The organism is Candidatus Stoquefichus massiliensis AP9, assembly GCF_000455285.1.
GTDB lineage: Bacteria > Bacillota_I > Bacilli_A > Erysipelotrichales > Coprobacillaceae > Stoquefichus > Stoquefichus massiliensis.
Genome location: NZ_HG005284.1, coordinates 186,023 through 200,754 on the forward strand (window position 1 = coordinate 186,023; position 14,732 = coordinate 200,754).

General features: G+C 31.6%; 14 protein-coding genes. 4 read left to right on the plus strand and 10 right to left on the minus strand.

Annotation, left to right across the window (positions count from 1 at the left end; translation table 11 throughout):
• Positions 1-165: 165 nt before the first annotated feature.
• The 4 genes from BN350_RS00990 to BN350_RS01005 form a co-directional block, all read right to left on the minus strand.
• Complete coding sequence (locus BN350_RS00990; protein WP_028041929.1) at positions 166-669, minus strand: PD-(D/E)XK nuclease family transposase; 504 nt, start codon at positions 667-669, stop codon at positions 166-168.
• A 203-nt stretch (positions 670-872) separates the two neighbouring features.
• Entirely contained in the window at positions 873-1,553 is a 681-nt protein-coding gene (locus BN350_RS00995) for a GntR family transcriptional regulator (RefSeq protein WP_028041930.1), read from the minus strand.
• A gap of 11 nt (positions 1,554-1,564) precedes the next feature.
• Complete coding sequence (locus BN350_RS01000; protein ID WP_028041931.1) at positions 1,565-2,557, minus strand: isocitrate/isopropylmalate dehydrogenase family protein; 993 nt, start codon at positions 2,555-2,557, stop codon at positions 1,565-1,567.
• A complete protein-coding gene (locus BN350_RS01005; RefSeq protein ID WP_028041932.1) occupies positions 2,557-4,476 on the minus strand; it encodes an aconitate hydratase in 1,920 nt (639 codons plus the stop codon). The genes BN350_RS01000 and BN350_RS01005 overlap by 1 nt, the downstream gene beginning before the upstream one ends.
• 156 nt (positions 4,477-4,632) lie before the next feature.
• On the opposite strand from BN350_RS01005, the gene BN350_RS01010 reads away from it, so the two are divergent.
• The gene (locus tag BN350_RS01010; RefSeq protein ID WP_028041933.1) at positions 4,633-6,492 is read left to right on the plus strand and encodes an ABC-F family ATP-binding cassette domain-containing protein; all 1,860 of its coding nucleotides are present in this window, start codon (positions 4,633-4,635) and stop codon (positions 6,490-6,492) included.
• A gap of 17 nt (positions 6,493-6,509) precedes the next feature.
• On the opposite strand, the gene BN350_RS01015 is transcribed toward BN350_RS01010, so the two are convergent.
• Positions 6,510-7,025 (minus strand): HD domain-containing protein, encoded by a 516-nt coding sequence (locus BN350_RS01015; protein ID WP_028041934.1) that lies wholly within the window; start codon positions 7,023-7,025, stop codon positions 6,510-6,512.
• Positions 7,026-7,199: 174 nt separating this feature from the next.
• Here BN350_RS01015 and BN350_RS01020 point away from each other — a divergent pair, with 174 nt between their 5' ends.
• The gene (locus tag BN350_RS01020; RefSeq protein ID WP_028041935.1) at positions 7,200-8,615 is read left to right on the plus strand and encodes a glycoside hydrolase family 1 protein; all 1,416 of its coding nucleotides are present in this window, start codon (positions 7,200-7,202) and stop codon (positions 8,613-8,615) included.
• Between the two features lie 57 nt (positions 8,616-8,672).
• Entirely contained in the window at positions 8,673-9,110 is a 438-nt protein-coding gene (locus BN350_RS01025) for a VanZ family protein (protein ID WP_028041936.1), read from the plus strand.
• Between the two features lie 5 nt (positions 9,111-9,115).
• Here the strand turns inward: BN350_RS01025 and BN350_RS01030 are convergent, their stop codons facing one another.
• From BN350_RS01030 to BN350_RS01040, 3 genes are all read right to left on the minus strand, one after another.
• Positions 9,116-9,763: a YczE/YyaS/YitT family protein gene (locus tag BN350_RS01030; protein ID WP_028041937.1), complete on the minus strand. Its 648-nt coding sequence runs from the start codon at positions 9,761-9,763 to the stop codon at positions 9,116-9,118.
• Between the two features lie 98 nt (positions 9,764-9,861).
• Entirely contained in the window at positions 9,862-10,326 is a 465-nt protein-coding gene (locus BN350_RS01035) for a GNAT family N-acetyltransferase (protein ID WP_028041938.1), read from the minus strand.
• Positions 10,327-10,398: 72 nt separating this feature from the next.
• A complete protein-coding gene (locus tag BN350_RS01040; RefSeq protein WP_081652810.1) occupies positions 10,399-12,477 on the minus strand; it encodes a glutamine synthetase III family protein in 2,079 nt (692 codons plus the stop codon).
• A gap of 226 nt (positions 12,478-12,703) precedes the next feature.
• Between BN350_RS01040 and BN350_RS01045 the strand changes: the two genes are divergently transcribed.
• Positions 12,704-13,384, plus strand: coding sequence for a response regulator transcription factor (locus BN350_RS01045; protein ID WP_028041940.1), 681 nt, complete (start codon positions 12,704-12,706; stop codon positions 13,382-13,384).
• A gap of 18 nt (positions 13,385-13,402) precedes the next feature.
• Here BN350_RS01045 and BN350_RS01050 read toward each other — a convergent pair whose 3' ends face one another.
• Together BN350_RS01050 and BN350_RS01055 are read right to left on the minus strand one after the other, a co-directional pair.
• On the minus strand, positions 13,403-13,927 hold the full coding sequence (locus tag BN350_RS01050; RefSeq protein WP_028041941.1) for a hypothetical protein: 525 nt from the start codon (positions 13,925-13,927) through the stop codon (positions 13,403-13,405).
• A 148-nt stretch (positions 13,928-14,075) separates the two neighbouring features.
• On the minus strand, positions 14,076-14,732 hold a 657-nt coding region (locus tag BN350_RS01055), incomplete at its 5' end, for a PTS transporter subunit EIIC (RefSeq protein ID WP_028041942.1).

The following is a 14,732-nucleotide window of genomic DNA, read 5'->3' on the forward strand; positions in this document are numbered from 1 at the left end:
CATCTGTATTTCATTATACTTTGTTATGTATGTCCTTTGCATCTTTTGACATCCTCCACTTGTTTCACTGTTCTCATGACTCTTTCCATTCATAAATAAATAGGCCAACTGATTGATGACTGTTAAGCTCACTTCCATATTTAAATCCTCCTCCATTAATTGTAGCTATAATAAGACTGCATGTGCTTTCTGATGTTCCAGTACTGCTCCATATTCAAAATCTCCTCTCTTTAAGTTATGCTGATAATGATGAAAGTTCTCGACTGGATTGCCTGTATACAGGACGAGCTGATAAACATCTTTCATATCAATATAATCCACTCCTCTTTTCAGCTGTCTTTCCATCATATTGTTGAGATAGCATGCAAATCTCACTTCATCATCATCTTCGATATCATAGTTTTGCATCTCAAAGTTATAGAGACGCCCCTTGTCATCTCTCACGACCTGATCCATAATAAGCTTCTTGCCACCATAATAGGGAATATAGGATTCATTTGTTTCAAGAAAGGTTTGCTGAATCGTATTATCACCAGAGAGAAAGCGGCATAAAGTCAACCTTATTCTCTCACTTTCCATCAGCAGATAGTGAAAGAAATAATCATAGCGGTACTGAGCAATTCTTTTCCTGATTTCACTATCTGGCAAATCATCATAAGTTTGATACATTAAGTCATCCTCCGTATATAGATTTAGAGAAAAAAGATCTCTATACTTCTATATACGCAAAAAATAATCATTTTTCTTTTTTTATAACAAACTTTTTTTAATTTCTACACATATTATATGATTTATCACTAATATATGCAATAAGCAATTTTGATAAAAATATAAAAAGCCTCTTTTCAATAGAAGCTTTCTTTTAGATAGATTTATTTTAGTTTTTTATGAGCATAATAGTTTCTTACTAAAACTTGTGTTTTTCTAATATGCTTTTGAATTGTTTCTTTCGCAAGTTCTTTATCATTTGCAACAATAGCTTCTAAAATAGCACGATGTTCTTTTAAAGCTGTTTCTAATCGCTCAGGCTGAGTTATAGAATGACGACTTGTCACAGAAACATAATAATGAACATCTTTTAATAACTGTTCAAAATATTGGGATTGAGTTGCTTGATAAATTGTTTCATGATAGAGAATATTCAAATCATTAATTTTTTCTTGTTCTTTCTTAGTTGTATAAAATTCCATAAGTTCAAAGACATCTTTGATCTTTGCTAAATGAACTTCATCCATACGATCAATAGCTAACTGAATTGCCAATCCTTCTAATGCTAAACGTATTTCAAACATGTCATCAATATCCCTAGGTGAAAATCCTTTAACATATACTCCTTTATTAGGAATACTTTCTACCAATCCTTCTAATTCAAGTTGCTTTAAAGCTTCTCGAATAGGAGTACGACTGATTTTTAATTCATTTGCAAGTGAAAGTTCATTCAATTTTTGACCATTATCATATTCCTCATTTAAAATACGATCTCTTAATATATCAAAAATTTTATTTCCTAAAGAGCCATGCGATACTTGTTCAAATAAACTATGTGATGGCATATATTTTCCTCCTATAATTTCTCAATAATAGATTGAGTAAATGCACTCGTTGAAGCAGTTCCTCCAATATCAGGTGTTATTGTTTTTCCTTCTTCAACAACTTTTGCTAAAGCTTCTCTTAAACGATTCGCTTCAGTTAATTTTCCTAACGCTTCCAACATTAAAGCAAAAGCTAGTAATAAAGCACTAGGATTAGCAATATTTTTTCCAGCAATATCTGGTGCACTACCATGAACAGCTTCATAGATTTGATACTCGTCACCAATATTACCACTAGGAGCAAATCCTAGACCACCAATCAACCCAGCACATAAATCAGAAACTATATCTCCATATAAATTAGGAGCAACCAAAACATCAAATGTCTCAGGTCTTAACACAAGCTGCATACACATATTATCAACGATAACTTCTTGAGCTTCGATATCTGGATAATTTTTCGCAACATCTCTAAATGCTTCTAAAAATAAACCGTCAGTATATTTCATAATATTCGCCTTATGAATAGCTGTTACTTTATGTCTGTTATTTATTTTAGCATATTCAAAGGCATAACGGCAAATCTTTTCGCTTGCTTCACGTGTAATTAATTTAATTCCGTTTGCCATATTTTCATTAATCATATATTCAATGCCTTTATATAAATCCTCAGTATTTTCACGAATCATGACCAAATCAATATTCTCATATTTAGAATCAATTCCTTTAAATGAACGAATAGGTCTCACATTTGCATAAGTCGCAAATTGTTGTCTTAATGCCACATTCACACTTCTAAATCCAGTTCCAATAGGTGTTGCAGTTGGACCTTTTAATGCCCACTTATATTCCTTAATCGCATCAACCAGTCCTGGTTCAAAAACCTCTTTTGTCTTTTGCGCATACTCAGCTCCAGCCTGATATTTCACCCATTCAATATCAAGTTTCATTGCTTTTGTAATATCTTCTACACTTTTAGCAATTTCTGGACCAATGCCATCTCCTGGTATTAAGACTGCTTTCATTAAAAATCTCCCCCTAACTCTTTAATTGCATTTAATAATCCACCTTGTAAAATCATGACTTTTTCTCTAGGTGCCAATGATAGTTTTGCAACTATTGTTTCCTTTGTTGTTTGATTCATGACTGTCACATCTTGATTGTTTTCAACAGCATCTTTCACATTTAATAAAACATATTCATCCTGATCATTAAAGAAATCATAACCCTCACTATCAATAGTTAAAGGTAAAATACCATTATTAATTAAATTAGAACGATGGATTCTTGCAAATGATAATGCAAATATAGCTTTAATCTTTAAATAATTTGGAACCAATGCTGCATGTTCACGTGAAGAACCTTGTCCATAATTATCTCCCCCAACAATAAATCCACCACCATTTTTAACTGCTCTGTTATAGAATTGATCATCAACTTTACAGAATGAGAATTTCGCAAGATGTGGCACATTAGAACGATATGGTAATAATTTAGAATCAGATGGTACAATGTGATCAGTAGAAATATTATCTCCAACCTTTAACACCATTTTCCCTTTAATTTCATCTGTTAACTTATCACCTCTAGGAACTGGTTTAATATTTGGTCCCATATAAACTTCAATATCAGGATCATATTCATTAATAAAGAAGTTTTCATTTTTAATAAATGGTGTATTTGGAACATCCTCTAAATACATATCATCTTCAAATTCACATGATAAATAACCTTTGATTGCTGATAATGCTGCAATTTCTGGTGAAACCAAGTAAACACCAGCATCATTTGTTCCTGAACGTCCTTTAAAATTACGATTAATTGTTCTTAAAGAAATTCCTTTTGATAAAGGAGCTTGCCCCATACCAATACATGGTCCACATCCACATTCAAGAATTCTTGCTCCTGCATGAATCATATCTGCTAACGCTCCATTTGCAGATAACATTGCTAAAATACTTGATGAACCAGGTGCAATAACTAATGAAACATGTTCAGCAACCTTACGTCCCTTTAATATTTTTGCAGTTCTCATCATATCGGCAAATGATGAGTTTGTACATGATCCAATCACAACTTGATTGACATGCATCCCTTCTAATTCTTTTGCTTCAACAACAGCATCCGGACTATGAGGTTTTGCTACCATTGGTACAAGTGTAGACATATCTATATCTAATCTTTGATCATATGTTGCATCTTCATCCGCTTGCATATCAACATAATCAAAAACACGTCCTTGCTGTTTTAAATATTCTAATGTTCTGTCATCTGTTGGAAACACAGAAGTTGTCGCTCCAAGTTCTGCCCCCATATTACATATTGTTGCACGATCTGTTAATGACAAAGATGCAATTCCTTCGCCTGTATATTCGACAATTTTATTAACGCCACCTTTAACACTTAATTCCTGTAAAACTTTTAAAATAATATCCTTAGCACTCACCCATGGTGCTTTATTCCCTGTTAAATTCACTTGAATAACTGATGGACATTGTAAATAATACTTTCCTGTTGCCATAGCAACTGCAACATCTAATCCTCCAGCACCAATTGCAATCATACCCATTGCTCCACATGTTGGTGTATGTGAATCACTTCCAACTAATGTTTGACCTGGCTTAGAGAAGTTTTCTAACTGTAGTTGATGACAAACACCATTTCCTGGTTTAGAAAAAGTAATGCCATGTTTTTTAGCAACACTTCTAATAAATTCATGATCATCCATGTTTTCAAATCCAGTCTGCAACATATTATGATCAATATAAGCAACAGCTTTCTCTACAGCAACATGACCAACTTCCATAGCCTCAAGTTGTAAATAAGCCATTGTTCCTGTTGAATCTTGTGTTAATGTCTGATCAATCCCAATGCAAATTTGTTCTCCCGGAACAAGTTTCCCCTCTTTCAAATGCGAATTTAAAATCTTATATGCTAGATTCATATCATCTCACCCTTTCTTTATTGTATACAATTATACAAGATTGTGTATAAACACGCAATAAGATATTTCATTTTTTTAATCAACACAGACCTTTTCAACAAAATAAACAACTTTATTATATTTCTTCTTTATGTTACAATAGTTGCGGTGATGAAAATGATACTTGCATGTTCATCTTTAAAGAAATCATTCCAAGGAATAGATTTACTTAAAGATATTACATTTAAAATTGAAGAGCATGATAAATTAGCCATTATTGGTGTTAATGGAGCTGGAAAAACAACTTTATTACGTATTCTTTGTAATGAAGAGAGTTATGATAGTGGAGATATTTTTTGTTCTAAAGATACTTCTATAGGTTATTTATCTCAACATAATACATTAGATACATCCCTATCTATTTACGATGCTTTATTAGATGTTTTTACTCCCTTAATTAAGAAGGAAAAACGTCTACGTGACTTAGAACAAATGATGACTAACACTCATGATTTAGAATTGATTATGAAAGAATATGATCAGTTATCATATGAATTTGATAGAGATGGTGGTTATACATATCAAAGTCAAATTAAAGGTGTTCTAAAAGGTCTGGGATTCGATGAAAAGACATGGGATATGAATATTGGTATTTTATCTGGTGGGCAAAAGACGAGAATTTCTTTAGGACGTCTTCTTTTACTAAAACCTCGCTTACTTTTATTAGATGAACCAACAAACCATTTAGATGTTGATTCTATTGAATGGTTAGAAAGCTATCTCAAAAGTTATCCACATGCGATTATAATGGTTTCACATGATCGTTACTTTATTGATCAAGTGACTAATCAGATTCTTGAAATAGAAAATGGTAAGTCTTCATTATATAAATGTTCATATCAGCAATATGCTACAATTAAAAAACATAATCGTGAAGTTGAAATGAAACATTATGTAGATAATCAAAAAGAAATGAAACGAATGCAAGAAAGTATTGATCGATTGAAATCATATAATCGTGAAAAACAAGTCAAACGTGCAGAAAGTAAAGAAAAAGCATTGGAAAAAATGGAAAAAGTTGATAGACCAGATGCTTTACCGTCTGCTATGAAAATTCAGTTCCAGCCACTTGTTGAATCTGGTTATGATGTTTTAAAAGTCAAAGACTTATCAATGGCTTTTGAACAACCTTTATTTGAAAATATTAATTTTGAAATCAAACGGCAGGAAAGAGTTGCTTTAATAGGTCCTAATGGTATTGGTAAAACAACCTTGTTTCAAATTCTTTTAGGCAATTTAGTCCAAAAAAGTGGAAAAATCAAATTAGGAAGTAAAATTATGGTTGGTTATTATGATCAGGAACATACTTCACTATCTTTCAATAAAACTATCTTTCAAGAAATTAGTGATGCATATCCACAAATGAACAATACTGAAATTAGAAGTGCCTGTGCTTCATTCCAATTTAAAGGTGATGATGTTTTTAAAACTATGGATGTTTTATCCGGTGGAGAACGTGGTCGTGTTGTCTTAATGAAACTACTCTTATCAAAGTGTAATTTCTTAGTTTTAGATGAACCAACGAATCATTTAGATATCGAATCCAAAGAAGTCTTAGAAGATGCATTGTTGTCATTCGATGGAACAATCCTCTTTATTAGTCATGACCGTTATTTTATTAACAAACTTTCTACAAAGATTGTTGAAATGACGCCTCATGGTGCCCATACTTATTCTGGTAACTATACAACTTATCTTGATCGTAAAACTGAAGTGAAGATAGAAAAAGAAAAAAACATTTCTTATATAGAACAAAAGAAAAGTCAATCAGAGTTACGTAAGCAACAAAATCAAATCAAAAAAGTAGAACAGCAAATCTCTGATTTAGAAAAACAAATTGAGAAATATAATCAAAGCCTTCATTTAGAAGAGATTCTTAATGATTATCAAAAGTATAATGAAATCATCAAACAACTTGATGAGACTAATCAGCAACTTGAGTCTCTCTTAGAAGTTTGGGAAAGCTTACAAATTTAAAACATCACAAGAAATCATTATGATTCATGTGATGTTTTTTGATTAACCATTTTTTCTAAGTGTTCTACTTTTACCTTTGTTTTTGATTTAGCAAGTGTTTCATAGACTGCACAATATTTATCCGCCAACAAAACAATATAACTTTCTCTATAACGAGGCAGCTTTAAGGTTAATGGAAACATATGCTTTAATATGATATCTCTTTCCAATTCGTTTAACTCAAAATCAATACTTGCATTTTCATAGGCACGACGGGGATGTGAGAATGCATGACGTTTATTATTAGGAGATGGTAAATGCCAATCATACAGAAAGTAATCATGTAAGAGCGCTCCACGGATTAGACTTCGTTCATTTGCATTTAAATGTAAACTTTTTACAATTCTTAAACTAATATAAGCAACAAATAATGAATGACAATAACAACTTAAATGACCATGTTGCATAAAATCTTTTTCTAATTGCATGTTTTTAGCATTTAATATGTCTTGTCCATGATGATATAATAGATTATAAAGATAATAATAACGCATACTTCCCACTCCTTTTTCTATCCTCATTGTACAAGTTTATGTTTAATATTACAATGAAATGACACTTGTTTTTCATTTCACAAAAACTTTTTTCATGTTTTGAAATAAAAACAGATGATGTTTTATTTTATGTATAATGACAATGTCAAAACAAAAAGAAAAGGAGAATGTCATATGTTACACAAAAAATTAAAACCCTTTCCTCAAGATTTTCTTTGGGGAGCAAGTACTTCTGCTTATCAAGTTGAAGGTGCAAATTTAGAAGATGGAAAAGGCCCTTCATGTCAGGATGTGAAAACAGTACCTGATGGGACTTCAGATTTAACAGTCTGTGCAGATCAATATCATAGATATAAAGAAGATATTGCTTTAATGGCTGAAATGGGATTTAAAACTTATCGTTTCTCTATTGCATGGTCTAGAATTATTCCAGAAGGTACTGGTGCAATCAATCCTAAAGGAATTGAATATTATAACAACGTTATTAATGAATGTTTAAAATATGGTATTGAACCATTAGTCACTATGTTCCACTTTGATATGCCTGCTGCATTAGATGAACGTGGTTCTTGGTCAAATAGAGAATCTGTAGATTGGTTCTTAAACTTTGCAAAAGTTATGTATGAAAACTTTGGAGATAGAGTGAAATACTGGTTAACGATTAATGAACAAAATATGTTAACTTTAGTTGGCCCTGTTATTGGAACATTAACAATTCCTGAAGGATGTACAAATGAATTAAAAGAAATTTATCAACAAAATCATCATATGTTAGTTGCTCAGGCAAAAGCAATGGCTTTATGTCATGAAATGTTACCTGGTGCTAAAATTGGTCCTGCACCAAATATTTCATTAGTATATCCAGCAAGTTGTAAACCTGAAGATAACTTAGCTGCACAAAATTATAATGCAGTAAGAAACTGGTTATATTTAGATGCATCAGTTTATGGTGTTTATAATAACTTAGTTTGGTCTTGGTTAGAAGAACATGATGCAACTCCTGAGTTTGCTGAAGGTGATGCAGAAGCATTAAAGAATGGACACCCTGATTTTATTGGATTTAACTACTATAATACTGCAACTTGTGAATGGGAAGATGGAACTGTTGAATGTACTTCAGCAGCAGATCAACAAACTGCACGTGGTGAAAAAGGGATGTTTAAAGGATTTAAAAATCCAAATTTACCAACAACTGAATTTGGTTGGGAAATTGATCCAATGGGATTTAGAGCAACAATTCGTGAAATGTATTCAAGATATCGTTTACCAATGATTGTGACTGAAAACGGACTTGGTGCTTATGATAAATTAGAAGATGGTAAAGTTCATGATCCATACAGAATTGAATACTTAAGAAAACATATTGAGCAAGTACAATTAGCTATTTCTGATGGTTGTGAAATGATGGGTTATTGTCCATGGTCAGCTATTGACTTAATTTCTACTCATGAGGGTATGGTTAAACGTTACGGATTTATCTATGTAGATAGAGATGAATTTGATTTAAAGACATTAGATCGTTATAAAAAAGATTCTTTCTATTGGTATAAGAAAGTTATCGCAACAAATGGAGAAGATTTAACAGATTAAACAAAAGAACTTGTCCTTTTCGACAAGTTCTTTTATAATACCCTAGAGGTGTTATTTATGAAAAAAATAAAATATTTTATTCCATCAATTCTATTGATGATACTGATTTTTAGTTTCTCAAATCAGACTGGAAATGAATCTTCAAGTTTAAGTGGGCAAATTGTTCAATGGATACAAATAAATTTACATATATCTATACCTGAATTGATTATTAGGAAAGGTGCCCATATGAGTGAATATGCCCTTCTGACAATGACATTCATCTATGGATTCTATAAGTCTGAATTAAAACAATTTCAAATCTATTCTTATTCATTACTTGCATGCTTTCTATATGCCTGTACAGATGAATTTCATCAATTATTTATAGGTGGAAGAGCTGGACAAATCACTGATGTATTAATTGATACAAGTGGTGGAATTCTTGCTTTAGTATTTGTTTATATCTTATCTTATTTCTATACCAAAAGAAAAAGTGCTATTCATAGTAAGTAGCACTTTTATTCATAGTTTAATAAGTCATGTTTTTTAAGTATTGGTTTAAAGAGTTTCATAAATATTCCTAATGTTGGTCCAAATGTTAACATTCCAATAATTGTTCCAACGCCAATAGACCAAGGAATATCAAAAACTAATGTTAAGATAACTACAGCAATGACACTCAATACATCTGCTCCCTGTCTTATAATATGAAATTTAACAGGTATCACATTAACCAATGCCATACAGAATCCTTCTAGTGCAAATGTGACTTCATCTAATAACATAACAATAGCTACACCAAAAGCACAAACTGTACTAGCACATATATACATCAAAATGCCACCTACAAATGAATGAAATTCAAATACTAATAAATCATATAAAACAAAGTTAATCACTGATCCTAATAAAATACTAAGCGGAATCTGTAAAATTTGAATCATTTTAAATTTCTTTCTTAAAACGACTATCTGCCCCACAACACATGAGCAATTAAAAATCATTCCCATTGTCCCTACTTCTAACCCAGACAATTCAGAGGTTGATTTTGCTAAAGCATCCCATGCTCCAACACCAATATTTGCCTTTAATGTAAATGCACACGCTGTTCCAACAATCATAAAACCAACAACAATTAATAGATATCTCTTTATATTTTTACTCATGTCTTCTCCTCCATAGTGTGATTATTATATCTATTTATAAATGTTTGTCTTTATAATTTCATATCATGAAAAAAGTTTTTAAAAAATGGAAAAGAAACCTATCCTAGTTTCTTTTCCATGAGATATCTTCTTAATCTTACGCCACGTCTTTCTACTGATTGTTCCTGTAGAACAGTATATCCTTTTGCTTCAAAAAATGCTCTCGAAGTTACTGATGCAGCAGTATTCATAAAAACAATTCCTTTTGTTTTCGCATACTTTTCCAATTGATTAACAATCATAGATGCAATTCCCTGATGTAAATAATCAGCATGAACATAAAGTCTGTCTAAATATCCAGTCTCTCCAACATTTCCAAAACCAATAATTTTTCCATTTTCTTCAACAACAAGTGTATGATTCTTATTTAATGATGCTTCCCATCGATAAATATCTGGATTTTTAGGCGCCCAGGCATCTAATTGTTCCTGCGTATAATCATGAACACATACTGTATGAACATTATCATAAAATAATGTTAAAACTTCTTCTAAATCTGTTGGCATATAAAGTCTTGTTTTCATTCACACCACCCCCTGTGCCATATATTATAACATAGTTAAAAAAAATAAGAAAGGAGTTGTACTCCTTTCTATTTAGATTCCAAATAATAAATCAAGATAAGTTGGCATTGGCCAATATTTTTCATCAACCTTTGTTTCAATTGTATCAACTGTTTCTCTGAGTTTATTCATCGTTGCAAATACACCATCACGCCACATTATAGACTGTTCCATAATATCACCATCAAATGCTTGTGCACCTACAATTTCATTATCCAACTGCTCCATTTGTGATTTCATTTTTGTTAGTAAATCAGATAACACTTGAACATCATCTAATAAGAAAGTATGATCAATCCCTGATTCTTTAACTTTTAAAGCAGTTTCTGTTATGTTTTTAAGATAAGCTACAGATGCAGGATAGATTTCACTTCTTGCCATTTTTGCAGCCGTTAAAGCTTCAACCTGAATTGTTTTATTATAATTATCTAATAAGATTTCATAACGAGAAGCTAATTCAACTCTTGAATAAACACCCAGACGATCCAACATTTCCAAATTCTTTTCTGCTTGTAAACATTTCATAGCATCAACTGTATTCTTATTATTTGCTAAACCTCTTCTTTGAGCTTCCTCTTCCCATTCAAAAGAATATCCATCTCCATTAAAAATAATACGTTTATGTTCTGCCAAAAATTCTTTAATAACTTCAATTGGCTTCTTACCACTTTCTATAGCCTTTGCCATTTCTTCCATTTCAGCTGCTAAAATAGAATTTAAAATAGTGTTTGGTCCAGCAATAGATTGAGCAGATCCAACTGCTCTAAATTCAAATTTATTTCCTGTAAAAGCAAATGGTGATGTTCTGTTACGATCCGTATTATCTTTAGAGAAATCAGGAACAACAGACACTCCAGTTTGGAATCTTGTTGCATCAATATCCTCTAATTCCTTTCCTTCTACAATTGCTTCAACAATCTTATCTAATTCTTCACCCAAAAACATAGAAATAATTGCTGGTGGTGCTTCATTGGCTCCTAATCTATGATCATTTCCTGCTGATGCAATAGACATACGTAATAAATCAGCATATTCATCTACAGCTTTTACAGTACATGCTAAAGCTGCTAAAAAAGGTAAATTTTTGGCCGGATTCTTCCCAGGATTAAATAAATTAATGCCCGTGTTTGTAACAACAGACCAATTGTTATGCTTTCCTGATCCATTAACACCTTCAAATGGTTTTTCATGTAGTAAACATCTTAATCCATGTTTCTTAGCAATATCCTGCATTAATTGCATAAGAAGATGGTTATTATCAGTTGTCATATTAACTTTGCGATAAACACAAGCCACCTCATGTTGAGCTGGAGCAACTTCATTATGTTTTGTTTTAGAAGGGATACCATACTTCCATAATTCATTATCTAAATCTTTCATAAAAGCTGAAACCTTACGTTTTAAACTTCCAAAATAATGATCCTCTAACTCCTGACCTTTTGGTGCCATAGCACCAAATAAAGTTCGACCTGTTAACTTTAGATCCATACGTTTCTGATAAAACTCATCAGCAACTAAGAAATACTCTTGTTCACTCCCTACAGACGCAGAAACACTTGTAATACCTTCCATTCCTAATAATGGTAATAAACGACAAGACGCTCTTGTTAAAGCATCAACAGATTTTAATAAAGGTGTTTTCTTATCTAAAGCTTCACCAGTATATGAGCAAAATAATGTAGGAATATATAAACTTCCATCCTTTACAAAAGCTGGAGAAGTACAATCCCATGCAGTATATCCTCTTGCTTCAAAGGTTGCACGTAATCCTCCTGAAGGAAAAGAAGATGCATCAGGTTCTCCCTTTCTCAAAGTCTTTCCACTAAACTCTAAAACAGCCTTATTCCCATCAGGTTCCAAAAAAGCATCATGTTTCTCAGCAGTTAATCCAGTCATTGGTGTAAACCAATGTGTAAAATGTGTTGCTCCATGTTCAACAGCCCATATCTTCATTGCATTAGCAATGACAGTTGCTGTTTCCTTAGATAAAGATTCCCCCTTATCTAAAGCCTCATGAAATGATTTATAAGTAGATTTAGGAATGCGTTCTCTCATTACATCATCACTAAACGTTAAACAACCATAACCTTCAAGCAATTCATTCATATCCATTGAATCAGTTCCCCCTTGTCTTTTCACTCATTGTATCAATTTCTATTCCATCTGTCTATAAAAATCAACCAATCGTTATGTGCCAATTATATAAGTATGATTTGACATTGTCAACAAAGAACAATACCTTTTTATTATCAAGTTATTATTTTATCATTGATTTTTTTATCACACTCTATTGTATTTTTTTCAAGAAAGATTATACTTATAGGAAGAGGTGAATTATATGTTTAGTCAATTTCAAGCACTTATTATCCATAGTGATAAACGAATAAACAATCAAATAAAAGAATACTTAGAAAAAAAAGAATATGTATGTAATCAAATCATACAGTATAAAGAATTAGATGAATTCTATAACAACCACAGTTATGACTGCATTATTATAGAAGATAACTTTCCACGAATAAAAACTAAAGAATTTATAGTCCAAACCAAACTCAAAGGACAACCTATTATTATTGCATTAAGTGATACACTATCATCAGACTATTTAGAATCATTACTCAATGCTGGTGCTGATGATTATCTGACAGTGCCTTATAGTCTTAAAGATTTAGACGTTAAAATACAATCAGTCTATAAAAATGGAATCCTACGTCCAAGACAAATTTATCGTTTTAAAGATATTGTCCTAGATACTACAGCAAGGACTTGTTCATGCAATGCAAAACCACTTAATTTAACTAAAAACGAGTTTAAACTTCTTACAATCCTTATATCTCATCCTTATCAACCATTTACAATTTCCTATTTATTTGAACAAGTATGGGGATCATCCATCTATGAAGATGGAACATCTATTCCAGCATTAATGAGTAATCTAATCATGAAACTAAGATTAGTCAATAATGATCAAGAATATATTAAACGCTTTGGTAAAGATAGTTATAAAATGGCATTTTAAATGCAAAAAGGAATCAGACTAATCAGTTTCTGATTCCTTTTGTGATTTTTCTCTTGCTTCTCTTTTTTCAGCTTTTCTTCTTTCTTTACGCTGTTTTCTTTCTAATTGTCTATGAACATCAGTATATGCTTTCACTGTACAATGAATTCTCTTATTTGCTTTAACAATTGAATCAACAAACTCAACACGTTTTACTGGAAATAAACAGTAACGTTTTTTTGTATTCGTATATATTTCTATTGCATGTGGACGTGTCACTAAGTCAGCCCATCTTGGTACTGGATCACAAATTGTATCACATTCCATTAATTCAACTTTTGAATTTTTCCATAAACGATAATGAATTGTCAAAACTTTCTTATCCACAGTATATTTATATGGTCTACACCCTAAAAAGAAAGCATAGCAAATAACTCCAAAAACAATAATTGTAATAATAGTTGATACATTTTGAGTAAATATTGTGATTACTACATATATAGCATAAGCAATAAGAAATATTGCAGTAGCTGTATTCATTTTAACTTTAAATTCTTTTTCCATAAAAGCCTCACTTTCTTTTCTATTATACATGATTTCAATACATTTGACAATCTTGATATATACAATAGACTGAAAATATTCATATTTTTTCTTTTAAAAAAAGGACGGAATATCCGTCCCTTATCATTCAAAATTAAACTTATGAATTTTATTCTGCAGCAGCAGCTTGTTTGTTTTGATATTTTTCGTAAGCTAATAAGAATGGAATGTAAATTACTGTAGCTAATGCAATAACAATAATTTGTGAGATTGCTCCCATGATACTTCCACCTGTTGCTAAGAATCCTAACAATAATGGTGGCATTGTCCAAGGTACTTCAATAACTACTGGTGGACAGAAGTTAATTGTAATTAATAACCATCCAACAAAGATACATGCTACTGGAGCTAAGATAAATGGAATACCTAAGATTGGGTTTAATACCAATGGAATACCGAATGTTACAGTTTCATTGATATTGAATAAACCTGGAACGATAGATAATGTTGCAATTGCACGGTTATCTTCACGTTTTGAGAATACGAAGATTGCAATAACTAAACCTAAAGTTACCCCAGAACCTCCCCATTCAGCAAACATTTGCATCATAGTTAAGTTCATTGTATACATACCATGAGCTTTGATTTCTGGAGTTAAAGCAATTGTTTTTCCTTCAGTGTAAATAGCAGTATTTGCATATAACATTGGACGGAAGATTGGTTCCTTAACTGCAGATAACATGTTGTTTCCATGAATACCTACTAACCAGAATAATGAGATTAATACATACATGAACATAACAGCGATAATGTTATCTCCAATAAC

Coding starts and splice junctions, on each gene's coding strand:
- BN350_RS01030 (WP_028041937.1), bottom strand. CDS start 9,763: ATGAGTAAAAATATAAAGAGATATCTATTAATTGTTGTTGGTTTTATG.
- BN350_RS01025 (WP_028041936.1), top strand. CDS start 8,673: ATGAAAAAAATAAAATATTTTATTCCATCAATTCTATTGATGATACTG.
- BN350_RS01035 (WP_028041938.1), bottom strand. CDS start 10,326: ATGAAAACAAGACTTTATATGCCAACAGATTTAGAAGAAGTTTTAACA.
- BN350_RS01050 (WP_028041941.1), bottom strand. CDS start 13,927: ATGGAAAAAGAATTTAAAGTTAAAATGAATACAGCTACTGCAATATTT.
- BN350_RS01015 (WP_028041934.1), bottom strand. CDS start 7,025: ATGCGTTATTATTATCTTTATAATCTATTATATCATCATGGACAAGAC.
- BN350_RS01040 (WP_081652810.1), bottom strand. CDS start 12,477: ATGGATATGAATGAATTGCTTGAAGGTTATGGTTGTTTAACGTTTAGT.
- BN350_RS01005 (WP_028041932.1), bottom strand. CDS start 4,476: ATGAATCTAGCATATAAGATTTTAAATTCGCATTTGAAAGAGGGGAAA.
- BN350_RS01020 (WP_028041935.1), top strand. CDS start 7,200: ATGTTACACAAAAAATTAAAACCCTTTCCTCAAGATTTTCTTTGGGGA.
- BN350_RS01010 (WP_028041933.1), top strand. CDS start 4,633: ATGATACTTGCATGTTCATCTTTAAAGAAATCATTCCAAGGAATAGAT.
- BN350_RS00990 (WP_028041929.1), bottom strand. CDS start 669: ATGTATCAAACTTATGATGATTTGCCAGATAGTGAAATCAGGAAAAGA.
- BN350_RS01000 (WP_028041931.1), bottom strand. CDS start 2,557: ATGAAAGCAGTCTTAATACCAGGAGATGGCATTGGTCCAGAAATTGCT.
- BN350_RS01045 (WP_028041940.1), top strand. CDS start 12,704: ATGTTTAGTCAATTTCAAGCACTTATTATCCATAGTGATAAACGAATA.
- BN350_RS00995 (WP_028041930.1), bottom strand. CDS start 1,553: ATGCCATCACATAGTTTATTTGAACAAGTATCGCATGGCTCTTTAGGA.